The 23,810-nt window shown below is 56.8% G+C and carries 23 protein-coding genes and 1 tRNA gene; 10 read left to right on the top strand and 14 right to left on the bottom strand.

Annotated features, from left to right (window positions below):
* The first annotated feature begins 59 nt into the window (after positions 1-59).
* Entirely contained in the window at positions 60-491 is a 432-nt protein-coding gene (locus EA20_RS0112535) for a DUF1090 domain-containing protein (protein WP_024967158.1), read from the top strand.
* 60 nt (positions 492-551) lie between these two features.
* Complete coding sequence (locus EA20_RS0112530) at positions 552-2,681, top strand: fimbria/pilus outer membrane usher protein (protein ID WP_038381674.1); 2,130 nt, start codon at positions 552-554, stop codon at positions 2,679-2,681.
* Between the two features lie 56 nt (positions 2,682-2,737).
* Here EA20_RS0112530 and EA20_RS0112525 read toward each other — a convergent pair whose 3' ends face one another.
* Positions 2,738-3,208, bottom strand: coding sequence for an ester cyclase (locus tag EA20_RS0112525; protein ID WP_024967156.1), 471 nt, complete (start codon positions 3,206-3,208; stop codon positions 2,738-2,740).
* 3 nt (positions 3,209-3,211) lie between these two features.
* Entirely contained in the window at positions 3,212-3,823 is a 612-nt protein-coding gene (locus EA20_RS0112520) for an NAD(P)-dependent oxidoreductase (RefSeq protein ID WP_024967155.1), read from the bottom strand.
* A 147-nt stretch (positions 3,824-3,970) separates the two neighbouring features.
* Here EA20_RS0112520 and EA20_RS0112515 point away from each other — a divergent pair, with 147 nt between their 5' ends.
* Both EA20_RS0112515 and EA20_RS0112510 read left to right on the top strand, forming a co-directional pair.
* Positions 3,971-4,354, top strand: coding sequence for a helix-turn-helix domain-containing protein (locus tag EA20_RS0112515; protein WP_024967154.1), 384 nt, complete (start codon positions 3,971-3,973; stop codon positions 4,352-4,354).
* Between the two features lie 234 nt (positions 4,355-4,588).
* Positions 4,589-4,792: a hypothetical protein gene (locus EA20_RS0112510; protein WP_024967153.1), complete on the top strand. Its 204-nt coding sequence runs from the start codon at positions 4,589-4,591 to the stop codon at positions 4,790-4,792.
* Positions 4,793-4,998: 206 nt separating this feature from the next.
* Here the strand turns inward: EA20_RS0112510 and EA20_RS0112500 are convergent.
* The 4 genes from EA20_RS0112500 to proB form a co-directional block, all read right to left on the bottom strand.
* Positions 4,999-5,074, bottom strand: a tRNA-Thr gene (locus EA20_RS0112500).
* Between the two features lie 245 nt (positions 5,075-5,319).
* Complete coding sequence (locus EA20_RS0112490; RefSeq protein WP_024967152.1) at positions 5,320-5,949, bottom strand: LysE family translocator; 630 nt, start codon at positions 5,947-5,949, stop codon at positions 5,320-5,322.
* A gap of 115 nt (positions 5,950-6,064) precedes the next feature.
* Positions 6,065-7,321 carry a glutamate-5-semialdehyde dehydrogenase gene (proA, locus tag EA20_RS0112485; RefSeq protein WP_024967151.1) on the bottom strand — a complete coding sequence of 419 codons (1,257 nt, stop codon included), beginning with the start codon at positions 7,319-7,321 and terminating at the stop codon, positions 6,065-6,067.
* 9 nt (positions 7,322-7,330) lie between these two features.
* Positions 7,331-8,434, bottom strand: coding sequence for a glutamate 5-kinase (proB, locus tag EA20_RS0112480; RefSeq protein WP_024967150.1), 1,104 nt, complete (start codon positions 8,432-8,434; stop codon positions 7,331-7,333).
* 228 nt (positions 8,435-8,662) lie between these two features.
* Here proB and EA20_RS0112475 point away from each other — a divergent pair, with 228 nt between their 5' ends.
* Complete coding sequence (locus EA20_RS0112475) at positions 8,663-9,763, top strand: porin (protein WP_024967149.1); 1,101 nt, start codon at positions 8,663-8,665, stop codon at positions 9,761-9,763.
* A gap of 100 nt (positions 9,764-9,863) precedes the next feature.
* Here the strand turns inward: EA20_RS0112475 and crl are convergent, their stop codons facing one another.
* The 3 genes from crl to gpt form a co-directional block, all read right to left on the bottom strand.
* Positions 9,864-10,265: a sigma factor-binding protein Crl gene (gene crl / locus EA20_RS0112470; RefSeq protein ID WP_024967148.1), complete on the bottom strand. Its 402-nt coding sequence runs from the start codon at positions 10,263-10,265 to the stop codon at positions 9,864-9,866.
* A gap of 63 nt (positions 10,266-10,328) precedes the next feature.
* Entirely contained in the window at positions 10,329-11,579 is a 1,251-nt protein-coding gene (gene frsA / locus EA20_RS0112465) for an esterase FrsA (protein ID WP_024967147.1), read from the bottom strand.
* Between the two features lie 119 nt (positions 11,580-11,698).
* Entirely contained in the window at positions 11,699-12,157 is a 459-nt protein-coding gene (gpt, locus tag EA20_RS0112460; protein WP_024967146.1) for a xanthine phosphoribosyltransferase, read from the bottom strand.
* Positions 12,158-12,418: 261 nt separating this feature from the next.
* Here gpt and pepD point away from each other — a divergent pair, with 261 nt between their 5' ends.
* Positions 12,419-13,876: a beta-Ala-His dipeptidase gene (gene pepD, locus EA20_RS0112455; protein ID WP_024967145.1), complete on the top strand. Its 1,458-nt coding sequence runs from the start codon at positions 12,419-12,421 to the stop codon at positions 13,874-13,876.
* 183 nt (positions 13,877-14,059) lie between these two features.
* Here the strand turns inward: pepD and dinB are convergent, their stop codons facing one another.
* Positions 14,060-15,115 (bottom strand): DNA polymerase IV, encoded by a 1,056-nt coding sequence (gene dinB, locus EA20_RS0112450; RefSeq protein WP_024967144.1) that lies wholly within the window; start codon positions 15,113-15,115, stop codon positions 14,060-14,062.
* Positions 15,116-15,354: 239 nt separating this feature from the next.
* Here dinB and dpaA point away from each other — a divergent pair, with 239 nt between their 5' ends.
* Entirely contained in the window at positions 15,355-16,095 is a 741-nt protein-coding gene (gene dpaA / locus EA20_RS0112445; protein WP_024967143.1) for a peptidoglycan meso-diaminopimelic acid protein amidase, read from the top strand.
* Here dpaA and EA20_RS0112440 read toward each other — a convergent pair.
* Both EA20_RS0112440 and lpcA read right to left on the bottom strand, forming a co-directional pair.
* Positions 16,054-16,833, bottom strand: a complete 780-nt coding sequence (locus EA20_RS0112440) for a class II glutamine amidotransferase (RefSeq protein ID WP_024967142.1) — start codon at positions 16,831-16,833, stop codon at positions 16,054-16,056. The two genes, dpaA and EA20_RS0112440, sit on opposite strands and share 42 nt — an antisense overlap.
* A 46-nt stretch (positions 16,834-16,879) precedes the next feature.
* Complete coding sequence (gene lpcA / locus EA20_RS0112435) at positions 16,880-17,458, bottom strand: D-sedoheptulose 7-phosphate isomerase (RefSeq protein WP_024967141.1); 579 nt, start codon at positions 17,456-17,458, stop codon at positions 16,880-16,882.
* A gap of 215 nt (positions 17,459-17,673) precedes the next feature.
* Between lpcA and fadE the strand changes: the two genes are divergently transcribed.
* The gene (gene fadE, locus EA20_RS0112430; protein ID WP_024967140.1) at positions 17,674-20,139 is read left to right on the top strand and encodes an acyl-CoA dehydrogenase FadE; all 2,466 of its coding nucleotides are present in this window, start codon (positions 17,674-17,676) and stop codon (positions 20,137-20,139) included.
* Between the two features lie 142 nt (positions 20,140-20,281).
* On the opposite strand, the gene EA20_RS0112425 is transcribed toward fadE, so the two are convergent.
* A complete protein-coding gene (locus EA20_RS0112425; RefSeq protein ID WP_024967139.1) occupies positions 20,282-20,692 on the bottom strand; it encodes a helix-turn-helix domain-containing protein in 411 nt (136 codons plus the stop codon).
* Positions 20,693-20,761: 69 nt separating this feature from the next.
* On the opposite strand from EA20_RS0112425, the gene EA20_RS0112420 reads away from it, so the two are divergent.
* The gene (locus EA20_RS0112420; protein WP_024967138.1) at positions 20,762-21,256 is read left to right on the top strand and encodes a DUF2938 domain-containing protein; all 495 of its coding nucleotides are present in this window, start codon (positions 20,762-20,764) and stop codon (positions 21,254-21,256) included.
* Positions 21,257-21,454: 198 nt separating this feature from the next.
* Here EA20_RS0112420 and mtnK read toward each other — a convergent pair whose 3' ends face one another.
* Positions 21,455-22,654 (bottom strand): S-methyl-5-thioribose kinase, encoded by a 1,200-nt coding sequence (gene mtnK, locus EA20_RS0112415; protein WP_024967137.1) that lies wholly within the window; start codon positions 22,652-22,654, stop codon positions 21,455-21,457.
* A gap of 126 nt (positions 22,655-22,780) precedes the next feature.
* Between mtnK and mtnA the strand changes: the two genes are divergently transcribed.
* Positions 22,781-23,806 carry an S-methyl-5-thioribose-1-phosphate isomerase gene (gene mtnA / locus EA20_RS0112410; RefSeq protein ID WP_024967136.1) on the top strand — a complete coding sequence of 342 codons (1,026 nt, stop codon included), beginning with the start codon at positions 22,781-22,783 and terminating at the stop codon, positions 23,804-23,806.
* Positions 23,807-23,810 lie beyond the last annotated feature (4 nt).

Genomic DNA, 23,810 nt, shown 5'->3' with positions numbered 1-23,810 from the left:
TTATCAGGAGATCGCCGGGACATCCCGCCCCGGTGATACATCAACGATGGAGAAAGACGATGAAAAAATTAGCATCCGTTCTGGTTGTAGTGGCTTCAGTAGGTATGTTCGCTTCCGCTTCTACCTATGCCGCAGAGAGCTGCGCTGCCAAAAGCGCCGCACTGGAAAAAGAGATCAAAATCAGCCAGCAGTTTGGCAACGCTTACAAAGTTGCAGGCCTGAAACAGGCGCTGGCTGAAGTCAAAGCGCACTGCACTAACGCCAGCGTGCTGGCTGATGCCCAGAAAGACGTGAGAAAGCTGGAGAGAAAGCTGGCGGAAAAACGGGGAGACGTTGCTGAAGTTCAGGAAGATCTGAGCGAAGCGAAAGCGAAAGGCAATACTAAGAAGATCGCTAAATACCAGCGTAAACTGGCGGAAAAACAGGCCGATGTGCGTGAAATTCAGGAAGAGCTAAATCAGGCTCGCGCCGAACTGGCTTCTCTGAAGTAATACACCATCGCAAAGCCATCACGGGCGGCCTGGCTGCCCGTGATGATGGCTGAGTCAGGGATGACGATTCGCGCTACCTTACTGATGTTACTGCTTTTACTGACGATAAAGGCAGCGTTTGCCTATACAAAAACCTGGGTCATTCTTAATAACGCCTATAAAGGCGCCATTTCTCTCAATCTCCGTTCCGGCACCCCTTGCCTGACCCGCCCGCTGCTGGAAGAGTGGGGCGTAAAATCTTTCGTCCTCAGCCAGCTCAGTTGGGATGCCAGTGGCTGCCTTACCGCAGAAGCCGCCAGGCAGTTTTCACTTCAGTTCTGGTACCGCCCGGAAGCCAATCTGCTGACCCTGCTTTTTCCGGAAGAGGCGTTTAACCCGCAGCAGAACGGCGTCAGTACCAGTCGCTGGGATGATGGCATCAACGCGCTCTTTGTGAATTACCGGCTGGATGTGGATAACAAACGGGCGCAGTACAACTGGGATACGTCCGGCACCGACGCCACGCTGGTGCTGGAAAACGGCCTGAACGTGGGGCCATGGCGACTGCGTTATCAGAACACTTTCTGGCGGGAAGCGGATAAACAGCAGGGTTCATACAGCAACTCCGCCTCCCTGTGGCGCAGCATTACGCCGCTGCGCTCGCGCCTTAACGCCGGCGACGGTTACACCTCATCAAATCTGTTCGACAGTATGGCCTACCGGGGCTTGTCGCTTGCCAGCGATGAGGCGATGTTCCCGGACAGCTGGCGGCCCTATTCGCCGCAGATTAACGGCTATGCGCGTTCTGAAGCAGAGGTGACGATTCACCAGAATGGCGCACGCGTTTACCGTATCCACGTTCCGCCAGGCCCTTTTATCATCAGGGATTTTTATCCGCCGGACTCACAGGGCAACCTGGAGCTCACTATTCAGGAGAGCGACGGTACCGAGCGCACCCGTTCGCTGCCCTACTCCATCATGCCAAACCTGGCGCAGCATGGCATGTTCAGCTACGAACTGGCCGCAGGACGTTATAAACCGGCACACGGCGTGGAGACGGAGAAAGCGCGCTTCTGGCAAAGCTCCCTTTCCTGGGGCATCGCCCCCCGCACGACCCTTTTTGGCGGCGTTCAGCAGGGCAAGCGCTATCTGAGTTATGTGGCTGGCGTGGGGGGCAACCTGGGCAAATGGGGCGCGCTGTCAGCGGATATGCGTACGGCGCGCTACACCCAACAGCATGAGGCGTTGCGCGGCAGCGTCGGGCGTCTGCGATACGCGAAAGCGTTTTTTCGTACCGAAACCAGCCTGAATGCCCAGCTACAATGGTACCCCTCCGGCAGCCAGTACCGTTCCTTTGAGGAGCGTCTGGAGCGGGCCACCATGCTGGCCTGGGGATGGGATGACACTACCACCCAGCGTACCCTGGAAACCCAACTGGAGCTGACGCAGAATTTTGACGAGGATTCGAGTCTGAGCCTGTCGTGGCGCTGGCTGAAATCGCGCAGCCTGGACGCGGGGAGCAACAGCCTGACCCTGAGCGTCAACGCCACCTGGAAAGAGGTCGATATTTCCCTTTATGGCGGCTATGACCGCTACGCCGACGCTGCGCCGGAGTCGACCCTCGGCATCAACATCAGCATCCCCTTCACCTTTGGCAGCCATTTCAGCAACGTCGCGCTGGTTTCTGATTTAGCCAGCCGGGATCATAACAGCGCCGGAGTGAACCTCTACGGTTCGGCACTGGATGATTACAGCCTGCGCTATGACGTCACCGCCCAGCATACCGAACACGGCGATGACGCTCTGAAAACCAGTTTTGGCTATCAGTACAACAGCGGTGAACTGAACCTGAGCATGAACCGTAGCGGTGCGCAGCGCGACTATCACAGTGACGTCAGCGGCAGCATACTGCTTTATGACCAGGGCATCGTTCCCGGCCAGACGCTGGGCAGTACGGTGGCGCTGGTGCAGGTGCCGGAAAGCCCCGGTATCGGTTTTTATAATCAGTTTGGTTCAACCACCAGCGCGAACGGCAATCTGCTGGTCAGCTATCTGACGCCGTGGCGGGTTAACCGCATCACCGTGGACAGCATGAGCCTGCCTGAGGGTAAGAGTATGGAGGTGAACGAACTGGAAACGGTGCCGACCGATGGCGCCATTGTGAATCTGCGTTTTCTGAAGCCGCAGCTAACGAAAAATACGCCGCCCTGAGGCGCGCGAGGCTGACGACTACACAGGCGCCGCGTTAACGCCGCAGCGCCCGTTACTCAGAACATTGTATTATTATTGGCCGCCTGCTCAGGAACATTCTGGATAATATCCCAGTGTTCAACAATCATACCGTTGCTCACGCGGAAAATGTCCAGCACGGCCTGCCCGCGATCCTGACTGCCGTTGGTGGAATGCACCTGCAGCCAGACCAGATCGCCATCGGCGGCGCTGCGGACAATACGGGCGCGGGAGTGCGGATTATCCCTGAAAAAGCCGGTGAAATAGTTCACAAAGGGCGCTTTGCCATCTGGCACGTCGGGATTATGCTGCCGGTAGTTTTCAGCAACGAAGGTGGCCGCCTCTTTCACCTCGTGATGGTTGAAAAATCTGTCATAGAACGCCACAACCCGCTGCCGGTTAGCCTCTTCAGCGGCAATATTCCGTGCCGTCGGGGCGGGCGCCGCCAGCGTGCTGCCCGCCGCTGCAAGTCCCACTACCAGCATAAAACGCAGGATAAACTTTCTCATTTTTTAATAACCTACCGTGAATCGCTGACGTGAATGTGCGGGTTGCTCAATTTCATCCACCAGCGCAACTGCATAATCCTCGAATGAAATCAGACTCCCCTTTTCACCCGACAACAGATATTCGCTGCCGATCCGGAAGGTGCCGGTACGCTCACCCGCGACAAACTCCGCTGAAGGCGACAGAAAGGTCCAGTCCAGCGCTGTTTCCTCGCGCAGGCATGCCAGAAATTCAGCGCCCCGCCTGGCTTCCGGAAGATAAGCCGCGGGAAAATCAGGCAGATCCATGAGCCGTTGCCCGGGGGCAACGAGAAGGCTGCCTGCGCCACCTACGACCAGATAGCGGGGGACGCCCGCCGAGCGGACGGCATCAATTAACGTTTGCGGCGCTGTATTTATAAAGGTGACCGCGCTGATCGCGACGTCGTGTCCGGCCAGCAACCGGGCAAGGTTTACCGGGTCTGCGACGTCACCGGCATGGGCGGTGACGTGCGGAAGCGCTGCAATCTTTTCCGGATGGCGCGCAATGGCGGTCACCCTGTGATTACGGTCTGAAAGTTCTTTCAAAATACGTGAACCTGCCTGTCCTGAAGCACCAATAAGCGCGACGTGTGCCATTATGAATTCCTCTTGTTTTTACATAGGTAACAAAAATAGACTGTCAGAAAACTGGATGGTACAGTGCTTCCGGAGCCTCAACAAGAGGTCAAAATTTATTCACTAAGTCACACCAAACTGACTTATAGCGGCGAAGGGAGAGACAGGATGGACAACAATAACGATATCGCTGAATTTGGGCAGCCCTGCCCGATACGCGATGTGCTGGATCAGATTGGCGATCAATGGAGCCTGCTCATCCTTGAAGCGCTGGCAGGACGGCGGGTTCGTTTTAATGAGCTCAACCGGGAAATTGGTGATATCTCCCGGCAGATGCTTTCCCGTACCTTAAGACGCCTTGAAACGGATGGTTATATCAGCCGGTCCGTCTATGCTGAAGTGCCTCCGCGCGTGGAATATGCCTTAACCGACCTGGGCAACTCTTTTCTGGTGCCGCTACAGACGCTTATTCGCTGGGCCGATGAAAATCATGCCGATATCTGCCGCGCCCGCCGGATGCAGCATGAACAGAATCTGCAAAAGCCGTCGTAATTTTGCGGCGGGACAGCCTGGCGTTTGCCAGTAAGAGCGCCGCGTACATCAGAACATGGCTGGTAACGCAAGGTATCGTCGTATAACGGTGGGCGCAAAAGGATAGTCGCACTCAGATATGCAGCAGTCCGCCGGGCTGAGGGGTTATTTTCAGGATAGGCTACCCTTCTACAGGTAAGAGTTAGCAAACTCTCTTCGGGGTAATGACCCGGTTTATCGGAAAGAGGAAGATAAATGAAAATAACCGTGACGTTTGAAGATAGTGGCATTGAAGAAGAACATGATTTTGATTCGGAACCCCGGGCTGGGGAGTTAGTGACGTTAATGCGGGAAGGTAAAGGCGTCGATTATATCGTTATCATCGAACCTGACCCCGATCATACCCACGACAATGGAAAGAGTGGTCATCCAGACAAAGTCAGGGTCCGGCCAGCTTAGTCAGCTGGTAAGATGCAAACCTCGCTTCGGCGGGGTTTTTTATTGGCAAAGGAGATGGGGAGAATGGGTGCAAACCTGGACCTGGCACCAAGCCATATGACAGAGCATGCGAAGCAGATTGATGCGATTTTCGGTCGGATTGTCCCAAATCTGTCCGACATGGCGTTGCGGGATGGCAATGGTAGTATATAAGTGTTTGATGTTGATGGTGCCGATAATAGGAGTCGAACCTACGACCTTCGCATTACGAATGCGCTGCTCTACCAACTGAGCTATATCGGCTTGGGGAGGGAGACTACGAGGCGATACGTTAAAAAAAAGCGGCTTATGAGTCAAGAGGCCCGGACCTGACTGCCGGTTTTTACAGCAGTAAAGTCAAATTATCGCCAGCCGTTGAGCCTGCCGCACCACAACAGACGTATCAGGGCCGCCAGCCTGCCCTTTCCCGGCGAGCTTAACGGTAGCCTTCAGAATATTCCCTTCGCCAGCCATCTTATCGCCGGTTATCGGAGGTCTGTGACGGTCCTTTACCTTTTGCCTTCCATCGCCATGCGAACCGCCAGCCCAGCCAGCACGGTGCCCATGACCCAGCGCTGCAATTTTTGCCAGCTGGGTCGCTGTGCCAGAAAAGTCGCAATGGCGCCAGCGGCAAAAATGATGGTGCCATTGACCAGCATGCTGATGGTGATTTGGGTGAAGCCCAGCGTCAGGGACTGGATCAGCACCTGCCCCTGCTCCGGCCGGATAAATTGCGGCAGCAGCGTCAGGTAAAGGATCGCCGCCTTGGGGTTAAGCAGGTTGGTCAGCAGCCCCATGGCGAAGAGTTTACGAGTGCTGTCGGGCGGCAATGTCCGCAGCTGGAACGGCGACTTGCCGCCAAACAGCGTCTGCCAGGCCATATACAGCAGATAGAGCGCTCCAGCGATGCGCAGCGCGTCATAGGCCAGCGGCACGGCCATAATCAGGGCGGTTATGCCCGCCGCCGCGCAGAGCATATAAAACAGAAAGCCCAGCGCCACGCCCAGCAGTGAGATATAGCCCGCGCGGCGGCCCTGGCAGAGAGAGCGGGAGATCAGATAGATCATATTCGGCCCCGGCGTCAGCACCAGCCCGAGCGCGATAGCGGCAAAAGGAAAAAGTTGCGAGAGCGTCACCACAGGATCTGTTCCTTTTCAGAAAAGTAAGGCATGAACTTCGGATTTGGCTCTTTCAGCAGCGCTAAAAACTGGCCTCATCCACTGAGGCCGCTGTGGTTACCGGTGCGATATCACGTTATCCGCCGCGCACCGTATCATCGCCAAACGCCACCCATTTATAGGTGGTCAGGGCTTCCAGCCCCATCGGTCCGCGAGCATGGAGTTTCTGCGTGCTCACGGCAACCTCGGCGCCAAGGCCAAACTGGCCGCCGTCCGTAAAGCGCGTGCTGGCATTTACATAGACCGCAGAGGAATCCACCTGGCTGACGAAGCGGTCAGCGTTATGCATATTACGCGTCAGAATGGCATCCGAGTGCTGCGTACCATATTCCCGGATATGGGCGATGCCTTCATCCAGCCCGTCCACCAACCTGACGTTAAGATCCAGCGAAAGCCACTCGTCGCGCAGCTGCGCCTCAGTGACCGCTTTCACTTCTGCCGGACCCTGTTGCAGCAGCGGCAGCGCACGGGGATCGGCGTGCAGCGTGATTCCTTCCTCACTCATACGCTGGCTCAGCGCGGGCAGGAAGCCTGCCGCGATATCACTGTGGATCAGCAGCGTCTCCACCGAGTTACAGGCGCTGGGACGCTGTTTTTTGGCATTAACGATAATCTTCATCGCCGCTTCCGGTTCGATCTCACGATCGACAAAAATATGACAGACGCCAATACCGCCAGTGATCACCGGGATCGTGGAGTGCTCGCGACAGAGTTTATGCAACCCGGCGCCGCCACGCGGGATCAGCATATCCACATAACGATCGAGTTTCAGCAGCTGATTCACCAGTTCACGATCCGGGCTCTCAATGGCCTGAACCGCCGCTGCCGGCAGACCATGCTCTTGCAGCGCAGCCTGGATAACGCGAACGGTGGCCGCGTTGGTACGGTAAGTTTCTTTGCCGCCACGCAGGATCGCCGCATTGCCGGTTTTCAGACAGAGGGAAGCGACGTCCAGCGTCACGTTAGGACGGGCTTCATAAATCACGCCCACCACGCCGAGCGGCACGCGACGGCGCTCAATGCGCAGCCCACTGTCGAGCCTGCCACCATCGATCACTTCTCCAACGGGATCGGCCAGACGACACACCTGGCGCACGTCGTCAGCAATGCCCTTCAGCCGTTGCGGATTCAGCATCAGGCGGTCAAGCAGCGCCTCTCCCATTCCCTTCTCACGCGCGTCTGCCAGGTCGAGCGCATTGGCGGCCAGGATCTCAGCGCCCTGCGCCTCCAGCCGGTCGGCCAGGGTCATCAGCACCTGATTTTTTTGCGCGGTGGAGAGCACCGACAGCTGGTAAGACGCGGCCCTGGCGGCTTTACCCATTTCTTCTAGCATGTCCGCTCCTTAGCTGACGATCATATCGTCGCGGTGGATCGCCACCGGACCATATTCATAACCTAAAATTTCACTGATTTGCTGCGAGTGGTGGCCGGCGATCATACGCATGGCGTCGCTGTTATAGCGGCAGACGCCGTGGGCCACGTCGCGCCCCTGCAGATTACGGATGCGGATCACTTCACCACGGGAAAAGTTGCCTGCGATCTGGCGAATGCCTTTTGGCAACAGCGAACTGCCGCGTTCGAGAATGGCCGCCAGCGCACCATCGTCGATGGTCACTTCGCCTGCCGGTGGCGCACCGAAGATCCAGCGTTTACGGTTCTCCAGCGGCGTTTCCAGCGCGTGAAAACGGGTGCCGACGGGTTTGCTGGCGATCACATCGGCGATCACGTCCGGACGGCTGCCAGCGGCAATAATGGTATCGATGCCCGCCCGGCAGGCCACATCGGCAGCCTGTAGCTTGGTCGCCATACCGCCGGTGCCCAATCCGGAAACGCTGTCACCCGCCAGCGCGCGCAAGGCATCGTCAATGCCGTGAACGTCGCGGATCAGTTCCGCCGCCGGGTTGTTACGCGGATCGGCGGTAAACAGCCCTGGCTGATCGGTCAGTAGCAGAAGCTTATCGGCACCGGCAAGCATCGCCGCCAGCGCAGAGAGGTTATCGTTGTCGCCGACTTTGATCTCGGCAGTCGCCACCGCGTCATTTTCGTTGATAACCGGCACGATATGGTTATCCAGCAGCGCCCGCAGCGTGTCGCGGGCATTCAGAAAGCGTTCCCGATCTTCCAGGTCCGCCCGCGTCAGCAGCATCTGCCCGATATGGATACCGTAAATGGAGAACAGCTGCTCCCAGAGCTGTATTAACCTGCTCTGCCCCACCGCAGCCAGTAGCTGCTTTGAGGCGATGGTCGGCGGCAGATCCGGGTGGCCCAGGTGCTCTCGTCCGGCGGCCATCGCGCCAGAGGTGACGATCACAATACGGTGGCCCGCCGCGTGCTGCTGCGCGCACTGCCGCACCAGTTCCACGATATGCGCCCGGTTCAGCCGGCGCGATCCGCCGGTTAATACGCTGGTCCCCAGTTTCACTACCAGGGTCTGGCTACTGCTCATTATTTCCTGCCGTTACATCAAGTGATGGAATAGGACTTTTTATCAGGTGTGGTGCGGTAAGCCAACAGGCGGCGGTGAAAAAGCCGCATAACCTGCCGTTATCTCCCTTGCCCGTCATAAGAAATGCGCATGACTGAAATAAAAGTTTCATCAAATCAGGGTAAAACGTTCCTGCCCAGGATATTTCCTAAGGCCTCGCAAATTTACTTTTTTGGGATTGATCACAAAATGATGAAAAGCGCACTGGCAATTTTAACCGCAGCAATGACCCTGACCTCCGCTGCACAGGCTGCCGAAATCTATAATAAAGATGGCAACAAGCTTGATTTTTACGGCAAAGTTAAAGCGATGCATTACCTCAGCGACGCCGCTAACAATGACGGTGACAAATCTTATGTGCGTATCGGTTTTAAAGGCCAGACCCAGATCAACGAACTGATGACCGGCTACGGCCAGTGGGAATATCATCTGCCAGCCAGCACGGCTGAAAGCGAAGGCTCTGCCGGCAGTAAAACCCGTCTGGGTTTTGCCGGACTGAAGTTTGGTGACTATGGCTCTATCGACTATGGCCGTAACTACGGTCTGATTTACGATGTGGAAGCCTTCACCGATATGATGCCGGAATTTGGGGGAACGGGGTACACCAAAACCGACAACTATATGCTGACCCGCACCAATGGCGTCGCCACCTATCGCAACAACGGCTTCTTTGGTCTGGTCGATGGCCTGAAATTTGCGTTGCAGTATCAGGGTAAAAACGAGAACGATAACCGTGCAGACAGCAGCTCGAACGGCGACGGCATGGCGGCTTCACTGGGTTATACCTTCCTGGATAGCCTGACCCTTAACGCGGCCCTCTCTTCCTCTAACCGCACTAACGATCAGCGTGCCAGCGCCTATGGTACCGGAGATAAAGCCGAAGCCTGGGCAACAGGCCTGAAGTTCGACAGCAACGGCGTCTACCTTGCCGCGACCTATGCTGAAACGCGGAATATGTCCCCTATCAGCGGTACGGCTCAGGTGGCGGGTAACGCGGTGGCGGTCAGCGGCTACGCCAATCGCTTACAGAATATTGAGCTGGTGGCCCAGTACCAGTTTGAGAACGGCTTCCGTCCTTCGCTGGCCTATGTTCAGACCAAAGCAAAAGAGATTGAAAACGGCGTTGGTGATGCGGATATCGTGAAATTTGCGGATGTGGGGGCAACTTACTACTTCAACAAAAATATGTCCGCCTTTGTTGATTATAAAATCAACCTGCTGAATGACGATAACAAGCTGGCGCTCAATACCGATGATATTGTCGCGCTGGGTGTGACTTACCAGTTCTGAGTCTGACCCCGTCTCCGCTGCAGGGACGGGTTACCTGCATTCGTTATCATCTTAAAAGAGGCTGCCACTGGCAGCCTCTTTGCTTTTCTCTGTGCCGCCATCAGGCGGTCAGTTTCACCGGCTCATCGGCGAAATCGGCAGCCGGTTTCAGATCCAGCTCCATCTCCGCCAGCAGCGCTTTCAGCCGGACGTGAAAATTACGCAGCGTCTCTTCCAGCCGTTCGTTGTTCTCTTTTCCTTTCACCGCGGTAGGCTTCCAGTTGCCTTCTTTGTCGAAGAGGCCGAAATGGTACTCATAGGTGAAATGATCGCTCTGTGCTTCAAGCTCCATCCACCAGCCCCAGAATTCACGGCTTTCAGGCGCGGGCTTAACATTGACGCAGACGGCCAGGCAGTCGAAGAAGAAGCGTTCGTCTTGACATTTCGCTTCGCGAATATAGGGGCCAAGAGTACCAAATCGCTTCATTAAGCGGCTTTTAGGATGCCCACTCGGTAACGCCATTGTTTTCATCTCCATTAATAAACACGTCAGGTTATTACAAAGCCTGCCTTGCAGTTTAGCAACTCATCGTGCTAACCGCTTCGCTAACCAGTCGACAATATCACGTAATGCTTGATCGAAGTTGCGCATCGCGGGTGAGAGGGCGATCGGCATCCGTTTTCCGTCAGCGGACGAACTGACAATCAGCTTCGATTCCTCTTCCGGACTGAAGATATCGCCGGGCCAGTGGGCAGAAAGCAGCGGCGTCGGCGTGCGGCGCCCCAGCAAACCCTGGGTTTTAAGCGAGTAGCGGTTCAGCTCCGTGCGCAGCGCGGTATCGGAGGCGGAAGCCATGCCAAGGCGGCTGGCGAGGACATCCATATACATTTCCGGCACGCGGTCCTGAATTTTCTCATCACTTAACAGGCTGTGCACCACCGGCCCCAGACAGGCGACGGCGCGCAGCCTGGGCGATTCAAGATAGGCCAGCCTGACCGCCACGTTAGCGCCAAAGCGGAAACCTAATGCGCCAACCCGCGTATGATCGACCCAGGGCACATGTTCCAGCTGCTTCAATACCTGCTGATGTAAGAAGCTCGTATCCTGCGTCAGCTTCCATTTTGAGGAGAAGCCGACGGAAGGCATATCGATAGTCAGCATAGCGATCCCGCGGGGGGCCAGGTAGTCGTGGAACAGGCGATAGTGATCGGTCTGCAGGGAATCCAGGCTGCCACAGAGCAGTACCGTCGGATAGGGCGCGCTGACCTGCGCAGGCATATGCAGGAAGCCAAATATCGGGCTGCCGCCCGGAATCGCGAACTCAATTTCCCGCAGCTCGCCCTGAAGGCGCGAGGTGGCCTCTTCATAGGCGCGGTTGGCCAGCAGCTGCGCCTGCTCCGCCAGCTCATCCCCTTTCAGATGGGGATAACCGGCCACGCCGTAGAGATTGGCCGCATGCAGCCAGCACTGACCGGCCTGTTCGTCATCGGCGGCTTCGCTGGCCTTCTGCTGCCAGAGCGCCGCCTGCTTTGACCATTCATAAATCCAGTTGCCGCCGCGGTAGCCGATCACCGTATCCAGCAGGCGCTCATCGGTATGCTCAACCCGGCTGACAGCGATGCGCGCCAGTACTTCGCTGATCTCGACCGGCGACAGGCCACGCCAGGTCCAGAGTACGCGGTTAATCATCCGGTACCAGCCCGCAAGGCTCTCCCCTTCCAGCGCAGAATGCACCGGCAGCGGCTTGTGGCGATGCAGGCGACGGATTAATGATGAGGTTTCAGGATGCTTGAAGCGAGGTTTAAACAGCTCTTCGCTCAGGTTCTTCGGTGACATTGCGTGACACTCCTCCAGCGTACAGGGCTTCAGGCTAGTCTATCTCAGCACCGGCGGGGGCGCTAACCGTAAAAACAGCAACGCCCGGCAGAACCGGGCGTTGCAATGACGGAGGTCAATCAGCCTTTAACGATAGGCGGAATATAAACCACGCCCATATCCCAGGGCTGTTCGATCCAGGTGTTTTGCGGAATATCCACCACGTAATCGTCCACCAGCGGGCGTCCTGCCGGTTTGGCAAAAATAGTGACGAAGTGCGCTTTCGGATACATTTCACGGATCGCCTGGGCGGTGCCGCCAGTATCCACCAGATCGTCAATGACGATAAAGCCTTCACCGTCACCTTCAGCGCGCTTGATGATTTTCATTTCACGCTGGTTGTCGTGGTCGTAGCTGGAGATGCAGACGGTATCCACATGGCGGATGCACAGCTCGCGGGCCAGCAGGGAAGCAGGAACCAGACCACCGCGGCTGACCGCGATAATGCCTTTCCACTGTTCAACAGGAAGCAGGCGCTGAGCCAGTTTACGGGCATGAATCTGTAGCATGTCCCAGGTGACGACGTATTTTTCGCTCATAAAGGAGTCCCGACCAATGGTGTTGGCTTAAAAATGTACTATGGGAGAGGTTGCGCGGAATTATAGAGATCTGAGGCGCTAAAAACCAGCACCGATCGGCGCAGGGCTCGCTTTTTTGCTGAGGCGAAGTAAGCATCCACTGCGGAAGAATGATATTCTCTGCTCATCACGTCAGATCCGCTGACGGGAGTTATCCAACCGCTAATCATGCTCGCCATCGCAGGCTTTGCCGGCTGATGGTGATGACACAGGAGATTTATCGTGTCTGAATTGTCTCAACTGTCACCACAGCCATTGTGGGATATTTTTGCCAAAGTCTGTTCCATTCCCCATCCCTCTTACCACGAAGAAGAACTGGCGCAATACGTTCTCTCCTGGGCGAAAGAGCAGGGTTTCTGGACCGACCGCGATGAAGTGGGCAATATCCTGATCCGCAAGCCGGCCACGCCGGGCCTGGAAAATCTGAAACCCGTCGCGCTGCAGGCGCACCTGGATATGGTGCCGCAGAAAAATAACGATACGGTACATGATTTTACTAAAGACCCGATTCAGCCGTGGATTGATGGCGAATGGGTAAAAGCGCGCGGCACCACGCTGGGCGCGGATAATGGCATCGGCCTCTCCTCCGCACTGGCCGTGCTGGCCGACAGCCGCGTTGAACACGGTCCGCTGGAAGTGCTGCTGACCATGACCGAAGAGACCGGCATGGTGGGCGCCTTTGGCCTTCAGCCAGGCTGGCTCCAGGCGGATATCCTGATTAACACCGACTCTGAAGAAGAGGGTGAAGTTTATATGGGCTGTGCGGGCGGAATCGATTTCACCGCCACGCTGCCAGTCAGCCGTGAGGCGGTACCTGCGGGCTATGAGCATATTCAGCTGATCCTGAAAGGGCTGAAAGGCGGCCACTCCGGCTGCGATATCCATGTGGGTCTGGGTAACGCCAACAAACTGCTGGCACGCTTCCTGTTCGCGCATGCCAAATCGCTGGATCTGCGTCTGGTGGACTTCACCGGCGGCACGCTGCGTAACGCCATTCCGCGCGAGGCGATCGCCACGCTGGCCGTACCGGCGGATAAGCTGGACCAGCTAAAAAGCCTGGCGCTGAGCTATCTGGAGACGCTGCAAAACGAGCTGAGCCAGAAAGAGAAGAACCTTAACCTGGTAGTGGAAAACGTGGCGGCTGGCGATCGTGCCCTGACCGCAGCAAGCCGCGATGCGTTTATCGCGCTGCTGAACAGCACCCCGAACGGCGTTATCCGTAACTCTGATGTGATGAAAGGCGTGGTGGAAACCTCGCTCAACGTCGGCGTGGTGAAGCTGAAAGAAGAGGAAGCGGTGATCAACAGCCTGGTCCGCTCCCTGATTGACAGCGGCAAAGAGTACGTGGTTGAAATGCTGACTGCGCTGAGCGATCTGGCAGGCGCCCGTTCGCTCGCCAAAGGCAGCTATCCTGGCTGGCAGCCGGATGCGAGCTCACCGGTGATGGCGCTGGTTGGCGAGACCTACAAATCACTGTTTGGCAAAACGCCAAATATTCAGGTGATCCATGCCGGACTGGAGTGCGGCCTGTTCAAAAAGCCTTACCCGGATATGGATATGGTGTCGATTGGTCCAACTATCACCGGCCCGCACTCGCCGGATGAACAGGTCCATATTGAAAGCGTTGGCCTTTACTGGCAGCTGCTGACCGCGGTACTGAAAGCGATCCCGACCAAATAACCTGCCTGCCCTCCGGTGTGACAAAACGCACCGGAGGGCTTTTTATTTCCTTCTTATCAGCCGCCTGTATTTTAGTCGCTATCACTCAGCAGTTCACTCTACCCAGATAAAGCACGTCATTTTTTCGCTAACGCGCATCAGACAAAAGCGGGCAGCAAGCCCGTGTCCTCCACGCAGGTTTCCCTACAGCCCCAGCAGCAGCTGCCTTTCAAGCTGCGGATGCAGCAGCGTCACGTGCAGGCCAACCAGCCTGACGCCCCGGCTGGCGCGGCGTTCATCCCAGGTTTTTTTCGCCACCGCAATCATATCTTCCTTATTCAGCTCCGGCCAGACGTGCTCCTGGGTCGTTTGCTGGAAGTCATCAAACTTCAGCTTCACGCCCTGACGGGCAATCAGCCGGTCAGGTTTGATTTTGGTCAGGCGCCGCTCCAGCTCCTCATAGAGGTAGTCGATAATCTCCAGGCAGGCTTCCCAGCTGTGAATATCTTCGGAGAGCGTCCGCTCAACGCCAAGCGATTTACGCAGGCGTTCCGTAATCACTTCCCGCTCATCAATGCCGTTGCTGCGCTCCCAGAGCACGCGGCCAAACTTCCCGAAGCGCTTCAGCAGCGCGGCGAGGTCAGTTTTCTGCACGTCGCCGCAGGTTTGCAGGCCCATCTCTTCCAGCTTCTTTGCCGTCACCTTCCCCACGCCCGGGATCTTCGCCAGCGGCAGCGTCAGCAGAAAACCAGAAAGATCGGCTGGCGTGATCACGAACTGGCCGTCCGGTTTATTCAGATCGGAGGCGATTTTGGCAACAAACTTGATCGGTGCGATGCCCGCAGAGGCGGTGAGGTTCAGCTCTTTAGCAATGGTCTGGCGGATCTCCCGCGCGATCAGCGTGGCCGAGCCCTGGCAGTGCGGGCTGTCGGAAACGTCCAGATAGGCCTCATCCAGCGAAAGGGGTTCAATCTGCGAGGTATAACGGGAAAATATTTCCCGAATGTGCGCGCTTGCCTCTTTATAGGCATCAAAGCGGCCCGGGATCACTTTCAGATGGGGACAAAGCTTCAGCGCCATGGCGGTGGACATCGCGCTGTGTACGCCAAACTTACGGGCGGGATAGTTGGCGGTGCTGATCACGCCCCGCTTCAGGTGGCTACCGCCAATCGCGATGGGGATATCACGCAGGCTCGGGTTGTCGCGCATTTCCACGGCGGCGAAAAAGCAGTCCATATCAACATGAATGATCTTACGCATATCCCCCTCCGGCAGCACTGGATAAGTATACAGGCAACCCAGCCGATATCAAGATGACGATCGTCCGGCAAAGCGCAGCGGCAGAGGGTTTTACCGCTTTTCTTACAGATTTTAGGCGCCGCTCACTTGATAAAAAAACAGACAATGCTAATGTGACGCACCGATAGCGGATTGTTCCGATATTGTTGTTAACGCGTCCCCCGACGCCGCATCCACCCCGCTTTTTATAGGGAACCAGAATGGGCAAAATCGCACTGTTGTTTGCGATGTTTTTACTGCCAGCCGTCGTCTTCGCCAGCGTCCCCACCTACCCGGTCACCCCGCTGGCACCGGTAAGCAAAGAGTTAAAGAAGCAGTTACTCGGCACCCCTGTGTACATCCAGATCTTTAAAGAAGAACGTACGCTTGAGCTCTATGGCAAGATCGGCAATGAGTATCGCCTGCTCGACAGCTACCGGATCTGTAATTTCTCCGGGGGATTAGGCCCCAAGCGTCGCCAGGGCGACTTCAAAAGTCCTGAAGGGTTTTACAGCGTGGGGCTTTCCCAACTGAAGCCGGACAGTCGGTTCTACCGGGCCATTAACGTCGGTTTCCCGAACGAATTCGATCGTCAGCAGGGTTATGAAGGGAAATACCTGATGATCCACGGCAGCTGCGTTTCCGTGGGCTGCTACGCCATGACGGATACCTATATTGAAGATATCTACAATTACGTGGAAGCTGCCCTGCGTAACGGTCAGACACGCGTCGGCGTAAGCATCTATCCGTTTCGCATGACCGACAGCAATTTACAGCGCCACCGCAACTCGGTCTACGCCAGCTTCTGGCAGCAGCTCCAGCCGGGCTATCGTGAGTTTGTGCAGCATCGCGTCCCGCCCGCCATCAGCGTGACCGGCGGCCGCTATGTCCTGAATGAACCGGGTTCACTCCTGGGTTCCTCAGTCACCGGATCGGCGCTCGCGCTCACCGAGACAAAATAGCGCCCAGTCGCCGGGTTCAATTTTATGCCAGGTCTCGTTGCCGGTCAGAGGCTGAGTGGCGATAACTGTGACCACGTCGTCTGGCGTGGTCTGCTTCTGAAAGTCGATCTCCACGTCCTGATCCAGCAGGGTTGCTTTCCCGAACGGCGCCCGCCGCGTGATCCAGAAAAGATTGGTTGAGCAGAAGGCCATCAGATAGCGCCCGTCCGACAGCAGCATATTAAAGACGCCTTTTCCACGTAGCTCTGCCGCCAGTTCCGCAATATAGCGAAACACCGCAGGCCAGTTTCCGGGCGTGCGCGGATAGCGCGTGGCCAGTTTGTGCAACAGCCAGCAGAAAGCATACTCGCTGTCCGTTTCACCTACCGGACGAAACTGGCCGGTGCTCAGCTGACGATAGCCTTTCAGCTGCCCGTTATGCGCAAAGGTCCAGTTGCGGCCCCAGAGCTCACGGGTAAAGGGATGGGTGTTTTCAAGGCACACTTCTCCCCGGTTAGCCTGGCGGATATGCGCGACCACCGAGCAGGATTTAATGGGATACTCCTGCACCAGCCGGGCGATCGGCGAGTTAAAACTTGGCTGAGGATCTTTGAATGTGCGACAGCCTTTTCCTTCATAGAAAGTGATACCCCAGCCATCCTTATGCGGTCCGGTTCCCCCGCCACGCTGCACCAGCCCGGTAAAGCTGAAACAGATATCCGTAGGCACATTGGCGCTCATCCCGAGCAGTTCGCACATAGCGTCACCTCAAATAAAAAGGCCATACCGAGATGGCCTTAAGCGGTTACTTCACCATCTCTTTTTCAATCAGCAGCATCAGGATATGGATCACCTTGATGTGGATCTCCTGAATACGGTCAGCATAGCCAAAGTGGGGTACGCGGATTTCCACATCGGCCATGCCATCCATCTTGCCACCATCTTTGCCGGTCAGGGTGATCACCTTCATGCCCTGTGCCCGCGCCGCTTCCACCGCTTTGATGATGTTGGCTGAGTTACCGGAAGTGGAAAGCCCCAGCAGAACGTCCCCTGACTTGCCCACTGCTTCGATATAGCGCGAGAAAACAAAATCATAGCCAAAGTCGTTGCTGACGCAGGAGAGATGGCTGACGTCGGAAATCGCAATCGCCGGATAGCCAGGTCGGTTTTCGCGGTAGCGGCCGGTCAGCTCCTCCGCGAAGTGCATCGCGTCGCAGTGTGAACCGCCGTTGCCGCAGGAGAGCACCTTGCCGCCCGCTTTAAATGCATCGGCCAGCAGCACCGCTGCACGCTGAATAGCATGAATATTGGCTTCGTCACTCAGGAAGTTATTGAGCGTTTCCGCCGCCTCGTTAAGTTCTGCGCGAATGATGTCCTGATACATGGGGGAGTCCTTTAGCGGGAAGAGTTTTCGTCAGTCTAGCAAGTTGGATGAAGGGCGAAAAGCACCCAGCCCGCGAAGTGGTGGCTAAGCCCGCTGAGGCGGCCGGAATGTGAGCCACATTGTAATTATGATGTAAAGGCATTGCTAACAGAATGCATCTGCTTTACACCTGTAGCTAACAGGTCAGACCTCTTACTACTTACGGAGCGATGGATATGATGGTTTTCAGTATCGTGGCAACGATCGTGCTGATTGGCGCGCTCTTTTATCACCGCGTTAATCTGCTCACAGCCAGCCTGCTGCTGCTGGCGTGGACGGTTGCCTGGGCGGTTGCGCAAGTCTGGACCCCATGGCTGCTGATCCCACTGGCAATTATTCTGCTGCCTTTCAACCTGCTGCCGATGCGCCGCGCCCTGTTTTCCCGCCAGATGCTGCATACTTTTCAGAAAGTGATGCCGCCGATGTCCCGTACGGAAAAAGAAGCGATTGAGGCAGGTACCACCTGGTGGGAAGGCGAGCTGTTTCGCGGCAATCCCGACTGGGAAAAACTGCATAACTATCCGCAGCCGCGCCTGAGTGAAGAGGAGCTGGCTTTTCTGAACGGCCCGGTGGAAGAAGCCTGCCGCATGTCAAACGACTTTGCCATTACGCATGAAATGGCCGATCTGCCGCCCGAACTCTGGGCCTATCTGAAAGAGCATCGCTTTTTTGCGATGATCATCAAGAAAGAGTATGGCGGCCTTGAATTCTCAGCTTACGCGCAGGCATGCGTACTACAGAAGCTGGCTGGCGTCTCCGGTATTCTGGCGATCACCGTTGGCGTACCTAACTCCCTCGGCCCCGGCGAACTGCTTCAGCATTACGGGACGGATGAACAGAAAGATCACTACCTGCCGCGCCTTGCCGCTGGCAAAGAGATCCCCTGCTTTGCACTGACCAGCCCGGAAGCGGGTTCCGACGCGGGCGCCATTCCGGATAAAGGTGTGGTTTGTATGGGTGACTGGGAGGGCGAGCAGGTACTGGGCATGCGCCTGACTTGGAACAAACGCTATATTACGCTGGCACCGGTAGCGACGGTGCTGGGCCTGGCGTTTAAGCTCTACGATCCCGATCATCTGCTTGGCGACACCGACGAATTAGGCATTACCTGTGCACTGATCCCGACCCGGACGCCTGGTGTGGAGATTGGCAAACGCCACTTCCCGCTTAACGTGCCGTTCCAGAACGGCCCGACGCGCGGTAACGATATATTTGTGCCGATCGACTACATCATTGGCGGACCGAAAATGGCGGGCCAGGGCTGGCGGATGCTGGTCGAATGCCTGTCGGTGGGACGCGGCATTACCCTGCCCTCTAACTCTACCGGCAGCCTGAAAAGCATCGCGCTGGCGATTGGCGCCTACGCCCATATTCGTCGCCAGTTCCGTCTGCCGATCGGAAAAATGGAAGGGATTGAAGAGCCGCTGGCACGCATCGCCGGGAATGCCTGGGTAATGGATGCCGCAGCCTCGCTGATCACCTACGGCATCGCGCAGGGTGAAAAACCGGCCGTGCTCTCTGCCATTGTAAAATATCACTGTACCCATCGCGGCCAGCGCGCCATCGTTGACGCAATGGATATTGCCGGGGGCAAAGGCATCATGCTCGGCAACAGTAATTTCCTGGCCCGCGCCTATCAGGGCGCTCCTATTGCCATCACCGTCGAGGGTGCGAATATCCTGACCCGCAGCATGATTATCTTCGGTCAGGGCGCCATTCGCTGTCATCCTTACGTGCTGACGGAAATGGCGGCAGCGCAGAACAATGACCTGGACGCTTTTGATAAGGCCCTGTTCAGCCATGTCGGCCACGTCGGCAGCAATATGGTGCGCAGCCTGTGGCTTGGCCTGACTGGCGGACGTACCAGCAAGACACCAACCCGCGACGCCAGCCGCCGCTATTATCAGCACCTGAACCGGCTGAGCGCCAATATGGCGCTGCTCTCCGACATTTCCATGTCGGTGCTCGGCGGCAGCCTGAAGCGGCGTGAGCGGATCTCCGCCCGCCTTGGCGATGTGCTCAGCCAGCTCTATCTCGCCTCGGCCGCGCTGAAGCGTTATGAAGATGAAGGCCGTAACGAAGCCGATCTGCCGCTGCTGCACTGGGGCGTACAGGATGCGATGAACCAGGCGGAAGTCGCCATTGACGATCTGCTGCGTAACTTCCCTAACCGTATGGTTGCCAGCCTGCTGTGCGGCATTATTTTCCCGACCGGACGCCACTGCCGCGCGCCATCGGATCGCCTCGATCACCAGCTGGCGTGCATCCTGCAAATTCCTTCGGCGACGCGTTCCCGCCTGGGCCGTGGCCAGTACCTGACGCCGGGGGAAAATAATCCGGCAGGCCAGCTGGAAGAAGCGCTTGAGGATATTATGGCGGCGGAGGTCATTCACGATCGCCTCTGTAAGCAGCAGAAAAAACATCTGCCGTTTACCCGTCTGGACGTGTTAGCGCAACAGGGCATTCAGGAAAAATGGATTACCGAAGAGGAAGCGAGCATTCTGACACGTGCTGAAGTGAGCCGCCTGCGCTCGATCAACGTGGACGAATTTGACGCGGATGCGCTGGCGACTCAGCCGGTAAAGCCTGAACAGCAGCCCGTTAAGTTGCCGGAAACGGTGAGGAAAACGGAAGCTGCCTGAAAATCAGCGGCCCTTGCCTGACAACACAGTGATAAACCGTCAGGCTAACAACGTTCAGTAACAAGCGGCAGCCGGAGCGCTTTTCAGCTTCGCTGCCGCTACATCCTGTGTCTCTTTCCACCGTCCTTGCATAACCCATTTGTTAACGCGCGCCTTCTGATGAAGCCGTTTTCACTCTCCCTAAAAGCTTCAGAAACTGCGGGCACTGCATATGGTTTGGCGCGGTGCAGCCAGCCACATGCCTTAATCCTTCACTGACCTTTTTCAGCTCGCGGATGGTTTGATCGATTTCGTCCGCCCTGCTCAGCAGGCGCTGCGGTTCAAGCGTCAGCCTCCCTTGCCGATCGAACATCGCCGCAATATTATCCAGCGTGAAGCCCGCCGTCTGACCCAGCGCTATTAACGCCAGCCGGTTCAGCACATCAGCAGAGTACTGCCTTCGCAGGCCGTTTCGTCCAGTGGGGTAAATCAGGCCTTTCTTCTCATAAAACCGCAGCGCAGAGGGCGCAACATTTGCCAGCTGAGCGACCTCAGCAATATCAAGTTCTTTCATGGTTGACCTGAAGTGAGCTTTAAGTTGCACAATGCCTGCCAGCATAACATGGCATATTGAGAGGCAAAAATGAGCACAGAGATCCTTTTGCGTATTCTGTTTACCGGCGCTGGCGCAACGCTGTGTATGGATGGCTGGGCGCTACTGTTAAGGCGGAAATGGGGTATTGCATCGCTGGATTATGCGCTGCCAGGGCGGTGGCTCTTAGGGATGCTTAAGGGAAAATTTGTTCACCGCACTATCCTCAACGCACCAGCCCTTAGCGGCGAAAAAGTGACCGGTTGGGCGTTTCATTACGCAACGGGCATTCTGTTCGCGTTTCTTCCGCTGCTGTTATCCGGCCCGCAATGGTTTCACGCACCTGATGTTGGTACAGCCATGGCGACAGGCCTGATAAGTCTTGCGGCGCCTTTTTTTATTATGCAGCCCGCACTCGGTTTTGGGATGGCGGCGTCGGCCACGGCGAATCCCGCGAAGGCCAGATTGAAAAGTTTACTGACCCATCTGGTTTTTGGTTGTGGTCTTTATTTATCGGCGATGCTGGCCGCAGCCTTGATAACGTAGCCGCCGGAACAGGCTGGGCGATTTTATAAGCATGGTTCACTTCAGAGCGCAAAACTCTATGCGCTCAGCCGGTGAAAATAAGGCATAGCGAAAGCACCCTTTAATCCCGTTTGTTCGAGTAATAAATGCAAAACGGACTGGCGAACCAGTCCGTTTTGAGGGCGGCAACAAATCAAAATGTCTGCTCTGAAGGTGTCTTCAGCCATTCTGCCGGATGCGTGCGATCAGTGCTTCGATATCCTCTACATGCTCCGCGGCCAGGATCAGCGTCCTGCCGAGCGTTACCGCCTGGCTAACGCATCCGGCCTTCATCGCCTCATCGTCTATGGATTTGATGTCCGCGACCTGGGACATACCCACCGTCCGGCGGATAAGCTCGGTCCCGCAAAAGCCCAGCGTATCGCACCAGACCTTGCGCAGGAATGCCGCGCCGTAACCGGAATAAGCCAGCGCGCGATCGCGGGACTTTTCCGCCGCCAGCGCCAGGAAACCCTCCGCAAAACTCTGCCAGAGCGCCCGCACATCATTCAGCCGCTTTTCGCGGACGTCTGCCGCTTCGCGCGGTGGAAGCAGGCCAGGCAGCGCACAGTAGTTGATCAGCAAATTGCCAAGCGCGCTGCCAACGTCAAATCCGATGGGGCCGTAGTAGCCAAATTCGGCATCGATCACCTTCAGCGTGCCTTCACCCACAAAGATGGAGCCGCTGTGGACGTCGCCGTGCAGCAGCGCCTCGGCATGTGAAAGAAAGCGATGCTTCAGCCCTGCCACCTTCAGGCGCAGCTCATCATCATCGCGCAGTGTGGCAATCAGCGGTTCCAGCTCGCGCGGATAGCCGTTACGCTCGTGCACTTCATAAGGCTCATTGAAGAACAGCTCTTCAGTGATGTCGCACAGTTCGGGATTGGTGAAGCGAATAACATCCGCTTTTTTCTGATGAGGATGCTGATAAAAATCGGAGGTATGAAACAGCGTCTGTGCCAGGTATTCACCCAGTTGGGTGGCGGCTTGAGGATAATCCAGCCCTTTCACCTGCTCACCGCGCCAGATGGCAAGATGAGAGAGATCTTCCATCACCATCACCGCCAGATCGGCGTCGTAGTGCAGGATCTTCACCGTATGGTCAGGGCAATAGTGACCATGAATACGTAATACTTCCGCTTCGATACGGGCACGATCGAGCGTCAGCGGCCAGGATTCCCCCACGCAACGCACGTAAGGCAACGCCTGCTTAATAATGACCCGGCTCACGCCTGAGCGGTCAAAAATTTTAAAGACCAGATTCAGATTACCGTCGCCCACTTCCTCAGAGTCGATCAGGCTGGACGGATCGCTGACGCCGCCAAACTGGCGGGCATATTCCACGGCATCTGCTGCGGTGAACGTACGGTATTGCGACATTGACTTGCCCCTCATCAAACGCGATATCTTGCGAATTCTTTTGTTATAAGCCGTTCAGACGTCTATACATCCGTCAGGCATGTTGGCACACTATGCCCAGATAACGCAACCAGGATTTAACTTCTCATGCAGACACTGAATACCACCAGCTTACAAGTTCGTGACAATCAGCTTTGGATCCTCGATCAGCAAGCCCTGCCGCAGAAAAAAATCTGGTGCCCGACGCCGGACGTTGCCGCGCTTGTCGCCCATATCAAAGCCCTGCGGGTGCGCGGTGCGCCGCTGATTGGCCTTTCGGCCAGCCTGCTGCTGGCGCTGCTGGCGGAAAATGGAATGCCAAAGGCTGAACTGGCTGAGTCGCTGGCGGTTCTGCGGGCGGCGCGGCCAACTGCGGTGAACCTGATGAACAACCTGGATCGCATGAAGCTGGCGCTGGCGCAGGAAGATCATGTGACGGCCCTGAGTTTTGAGGCGCTGCGCCTGGTGGAAGAAGATAAAGCGCTGTGTGACAACATTGCCGCCGCTGGCGCGCAGCTGATTACGCCCGCCAGCCGCCTGCTGACCCACTGCAATACGGGCGGTCTGGCAACGGCAGGCGTCGGCACGGCGCTGGGCGTTATCGCCCGCGGCTGGCAGGAAGGGAAAGTGGAAAATGTCTGGGTGGATGAGACAAGGCCGCTGCTTCAGGGAGGCCGCCTGACCGCCTGGGAGCTGGGCGAAATGGGCGTGCCCTATCGCCTGATTTGCGACAGCATGGCGGCCAGCCTGATGGCGAAAAAACAGGTGGATGCCGTATGGGTAGGCGCCGACCGCATCGCCGCTAACGGTGACGTGGCCAATAAGATCGGCACATACAGCCTTGCGGTGCTGGCGCATTATCACGGCATCCCTTTCTACGTTGCCGCGCCGCATACCACGCTTGATGCGACCTGCCCGGACGGCTCGGCGATTCCGATTGAGCAGCGCGCCGCCAGCGAAGTGACCGGCGTGGCCGGCAGCTTTGGCGAGGTTGAGTGGGCGCCTGAGGGGGCGGCAGTCTATAACCCGGCGTTCGACGTGACGCCAGCGTCACTGATTAGCGGCTGGGTGCTGGATACCGGCGTGGTCACACCGGCCCAGGTCGCAGCAGGGATTTTCCAGCCGGGCCGGTAATGCG

Source organism: Pantoea sp. IMH (genome assembly GCF_000599885.1).
Taxonomy (GTDB): Bacteria; Pseudomonadota; Gammaproteobacteria; order Enterobacterales; family Enterobacteriaceae; genus Erwinia.
Note: the sequence above shows the minus strand (reverse complement) of the source record. Positions and strands in the feature narration are given on the sequence as shown.

Excerpts from the sequence above, each read along its gene's own strand:
- EA20_RS0112510 (WP_024967153.1), top strand. The coding sequence starts at position 4,589 with ATGAAAATAACCGTGACGTTTGAAGATAGTGGCATTGAAGAAGAACAT.
- dpaA (WP_024967143.1), top strand. The coding sequence starts at position 15,355 with ATGGGCAAAATCGCACTGTTGTTTGCGATGTTTTTACTGCCAGCCGTC.
- EA20_RS0112440 (WP_024967142.1), bottom strand. The coding sequence starts at position 16,833 with ATGTGCGAACTGCTCGGGATGAGCGCCAATGTGCCTACGGATATCTGT.
- EA20_RS0112525 (WP_024967156.1), bottom strand. The coding sequence starts at position 3,208 with ATGAGAAAGTTTATCCTGCGTTTTATGCTGGTAGTGGGACTTGCAGCG.
- proB (WP_024967150.1), bottom strand. The coding sequence starts at position 8,434 with ATGAGCAGTAGCCAGACCCTGGTAGTGAAACTGGGGACCAGCGTATTA.
- lpcA (WP_024967141.1), bottom strand. The coding sequence starts at position 17,458 with ATGTATCAGGACATCATTCGCGCAGAACTTAACGAGGCGGCGGAAACG.
- gpt (WP_024967146.1), bottom strand. The coding sequence starts at position 12,157 with ATGAGCGAAAAATACGTCGTCACCTGGGACATGCTACAGATTCATGCC.
- EA20_RS0112475 (WP_024967149.1), top strand. The coding sequence starts at position 8,663 with ATGATGAAAAGCGCACTGGCAATTTTAACCGCAGCAATGACCCTGACC.
- EA20_RS0112535 (WP_024967158.1), top strand. The coding sequence starts at position 60 with ATGAAAAAATTAGCATCCGTTCTGGTTGTAGTGGCTTCAGTAGGTATG.
- EA20_RS0112420 (WP_024967138.1), top strand. The coding sequence starts at position 20,762 with ATGAGCACAGAGATCCTTTTGCGTATTCTGTTTACCGGCGCTGGCGCA.
- dinB (WP_024967144.1), bottom strand. The coding sequence starts at position 15,115 with ATGCGTAAGATCATTCATGTTGATATGGACTGCTTTTTCGCCGCCGTG.
- mtnK (WP_024967137.1), bottom strand. The coding sequence starts at position 22,654 with ATGTCGCAATACCGTACGTTCACCGCAGCAGATGCCGTGGAATATGCC.
- frsA (WP_024967147.1), bottom strand. The coding sequence starts at position 11,579 with ATGTCACCGAAGAACCTGAGCGAAGAGCTGTTTAAACCTCGCTTCAAG.
- proA (WP_024967151.1), bottom strand. The coding sequence starts at position 7,321 with ATGCTAGAAGAAATGGGTAAAGCCGCCAGGGCCGCGTCTTACCAGCTG.
- EA20_RS0112515 (WP_024967154.1), top strand. The coding sequence starts at position 3,971 with ATGGACAACAATAACGATATCGCTGAATTTGGGCAGCCCTGCCCGATA.
- EA20_RS0112425 (WP_024967139.1), bottom strand. The coding sequence starts at position 20,692 with ATGAAAGAACTTGATATTGCTGAGGTCGCTCAGCTGGCAAATGTTGCG.
- crl (WP_024967148.1), bottom strand. The coding sequence starts at position 10,265 with ATGGCGTTACCGAGTGGGCATCCTAAAAGCCGCTTAATGAAGCGATTT.
- mtnA (WP_024967136.1), top strand. The coding sequence starts at position 22,781 with ATGCAGACACTGAATACCACCAGCTTACAAGTTCGTGACAATCAGCTT.
- fadE (WP_024967140.1), top strand. The coding sequence starts at position 17,674 with ATGATGGTTTTCAGTATCGTGGCAACGATCGTGCTGATTGGCGCGCTC.
- EA20_RS0112520 (WP_024967155.1), bottom strand. The coding sequence starts at position 3,823 with ATGGCACACGTCGCGCTTATTGGTGCTTCAGGACAGGCAGGTTCACGT.
- EA20_RS0112530 (WP_038381674.1), top strand. The coding sequence starts at position 552 with ATGACGATTCGCGCTACCTTACTGATGTTACTGCTTTTACTGACGATA.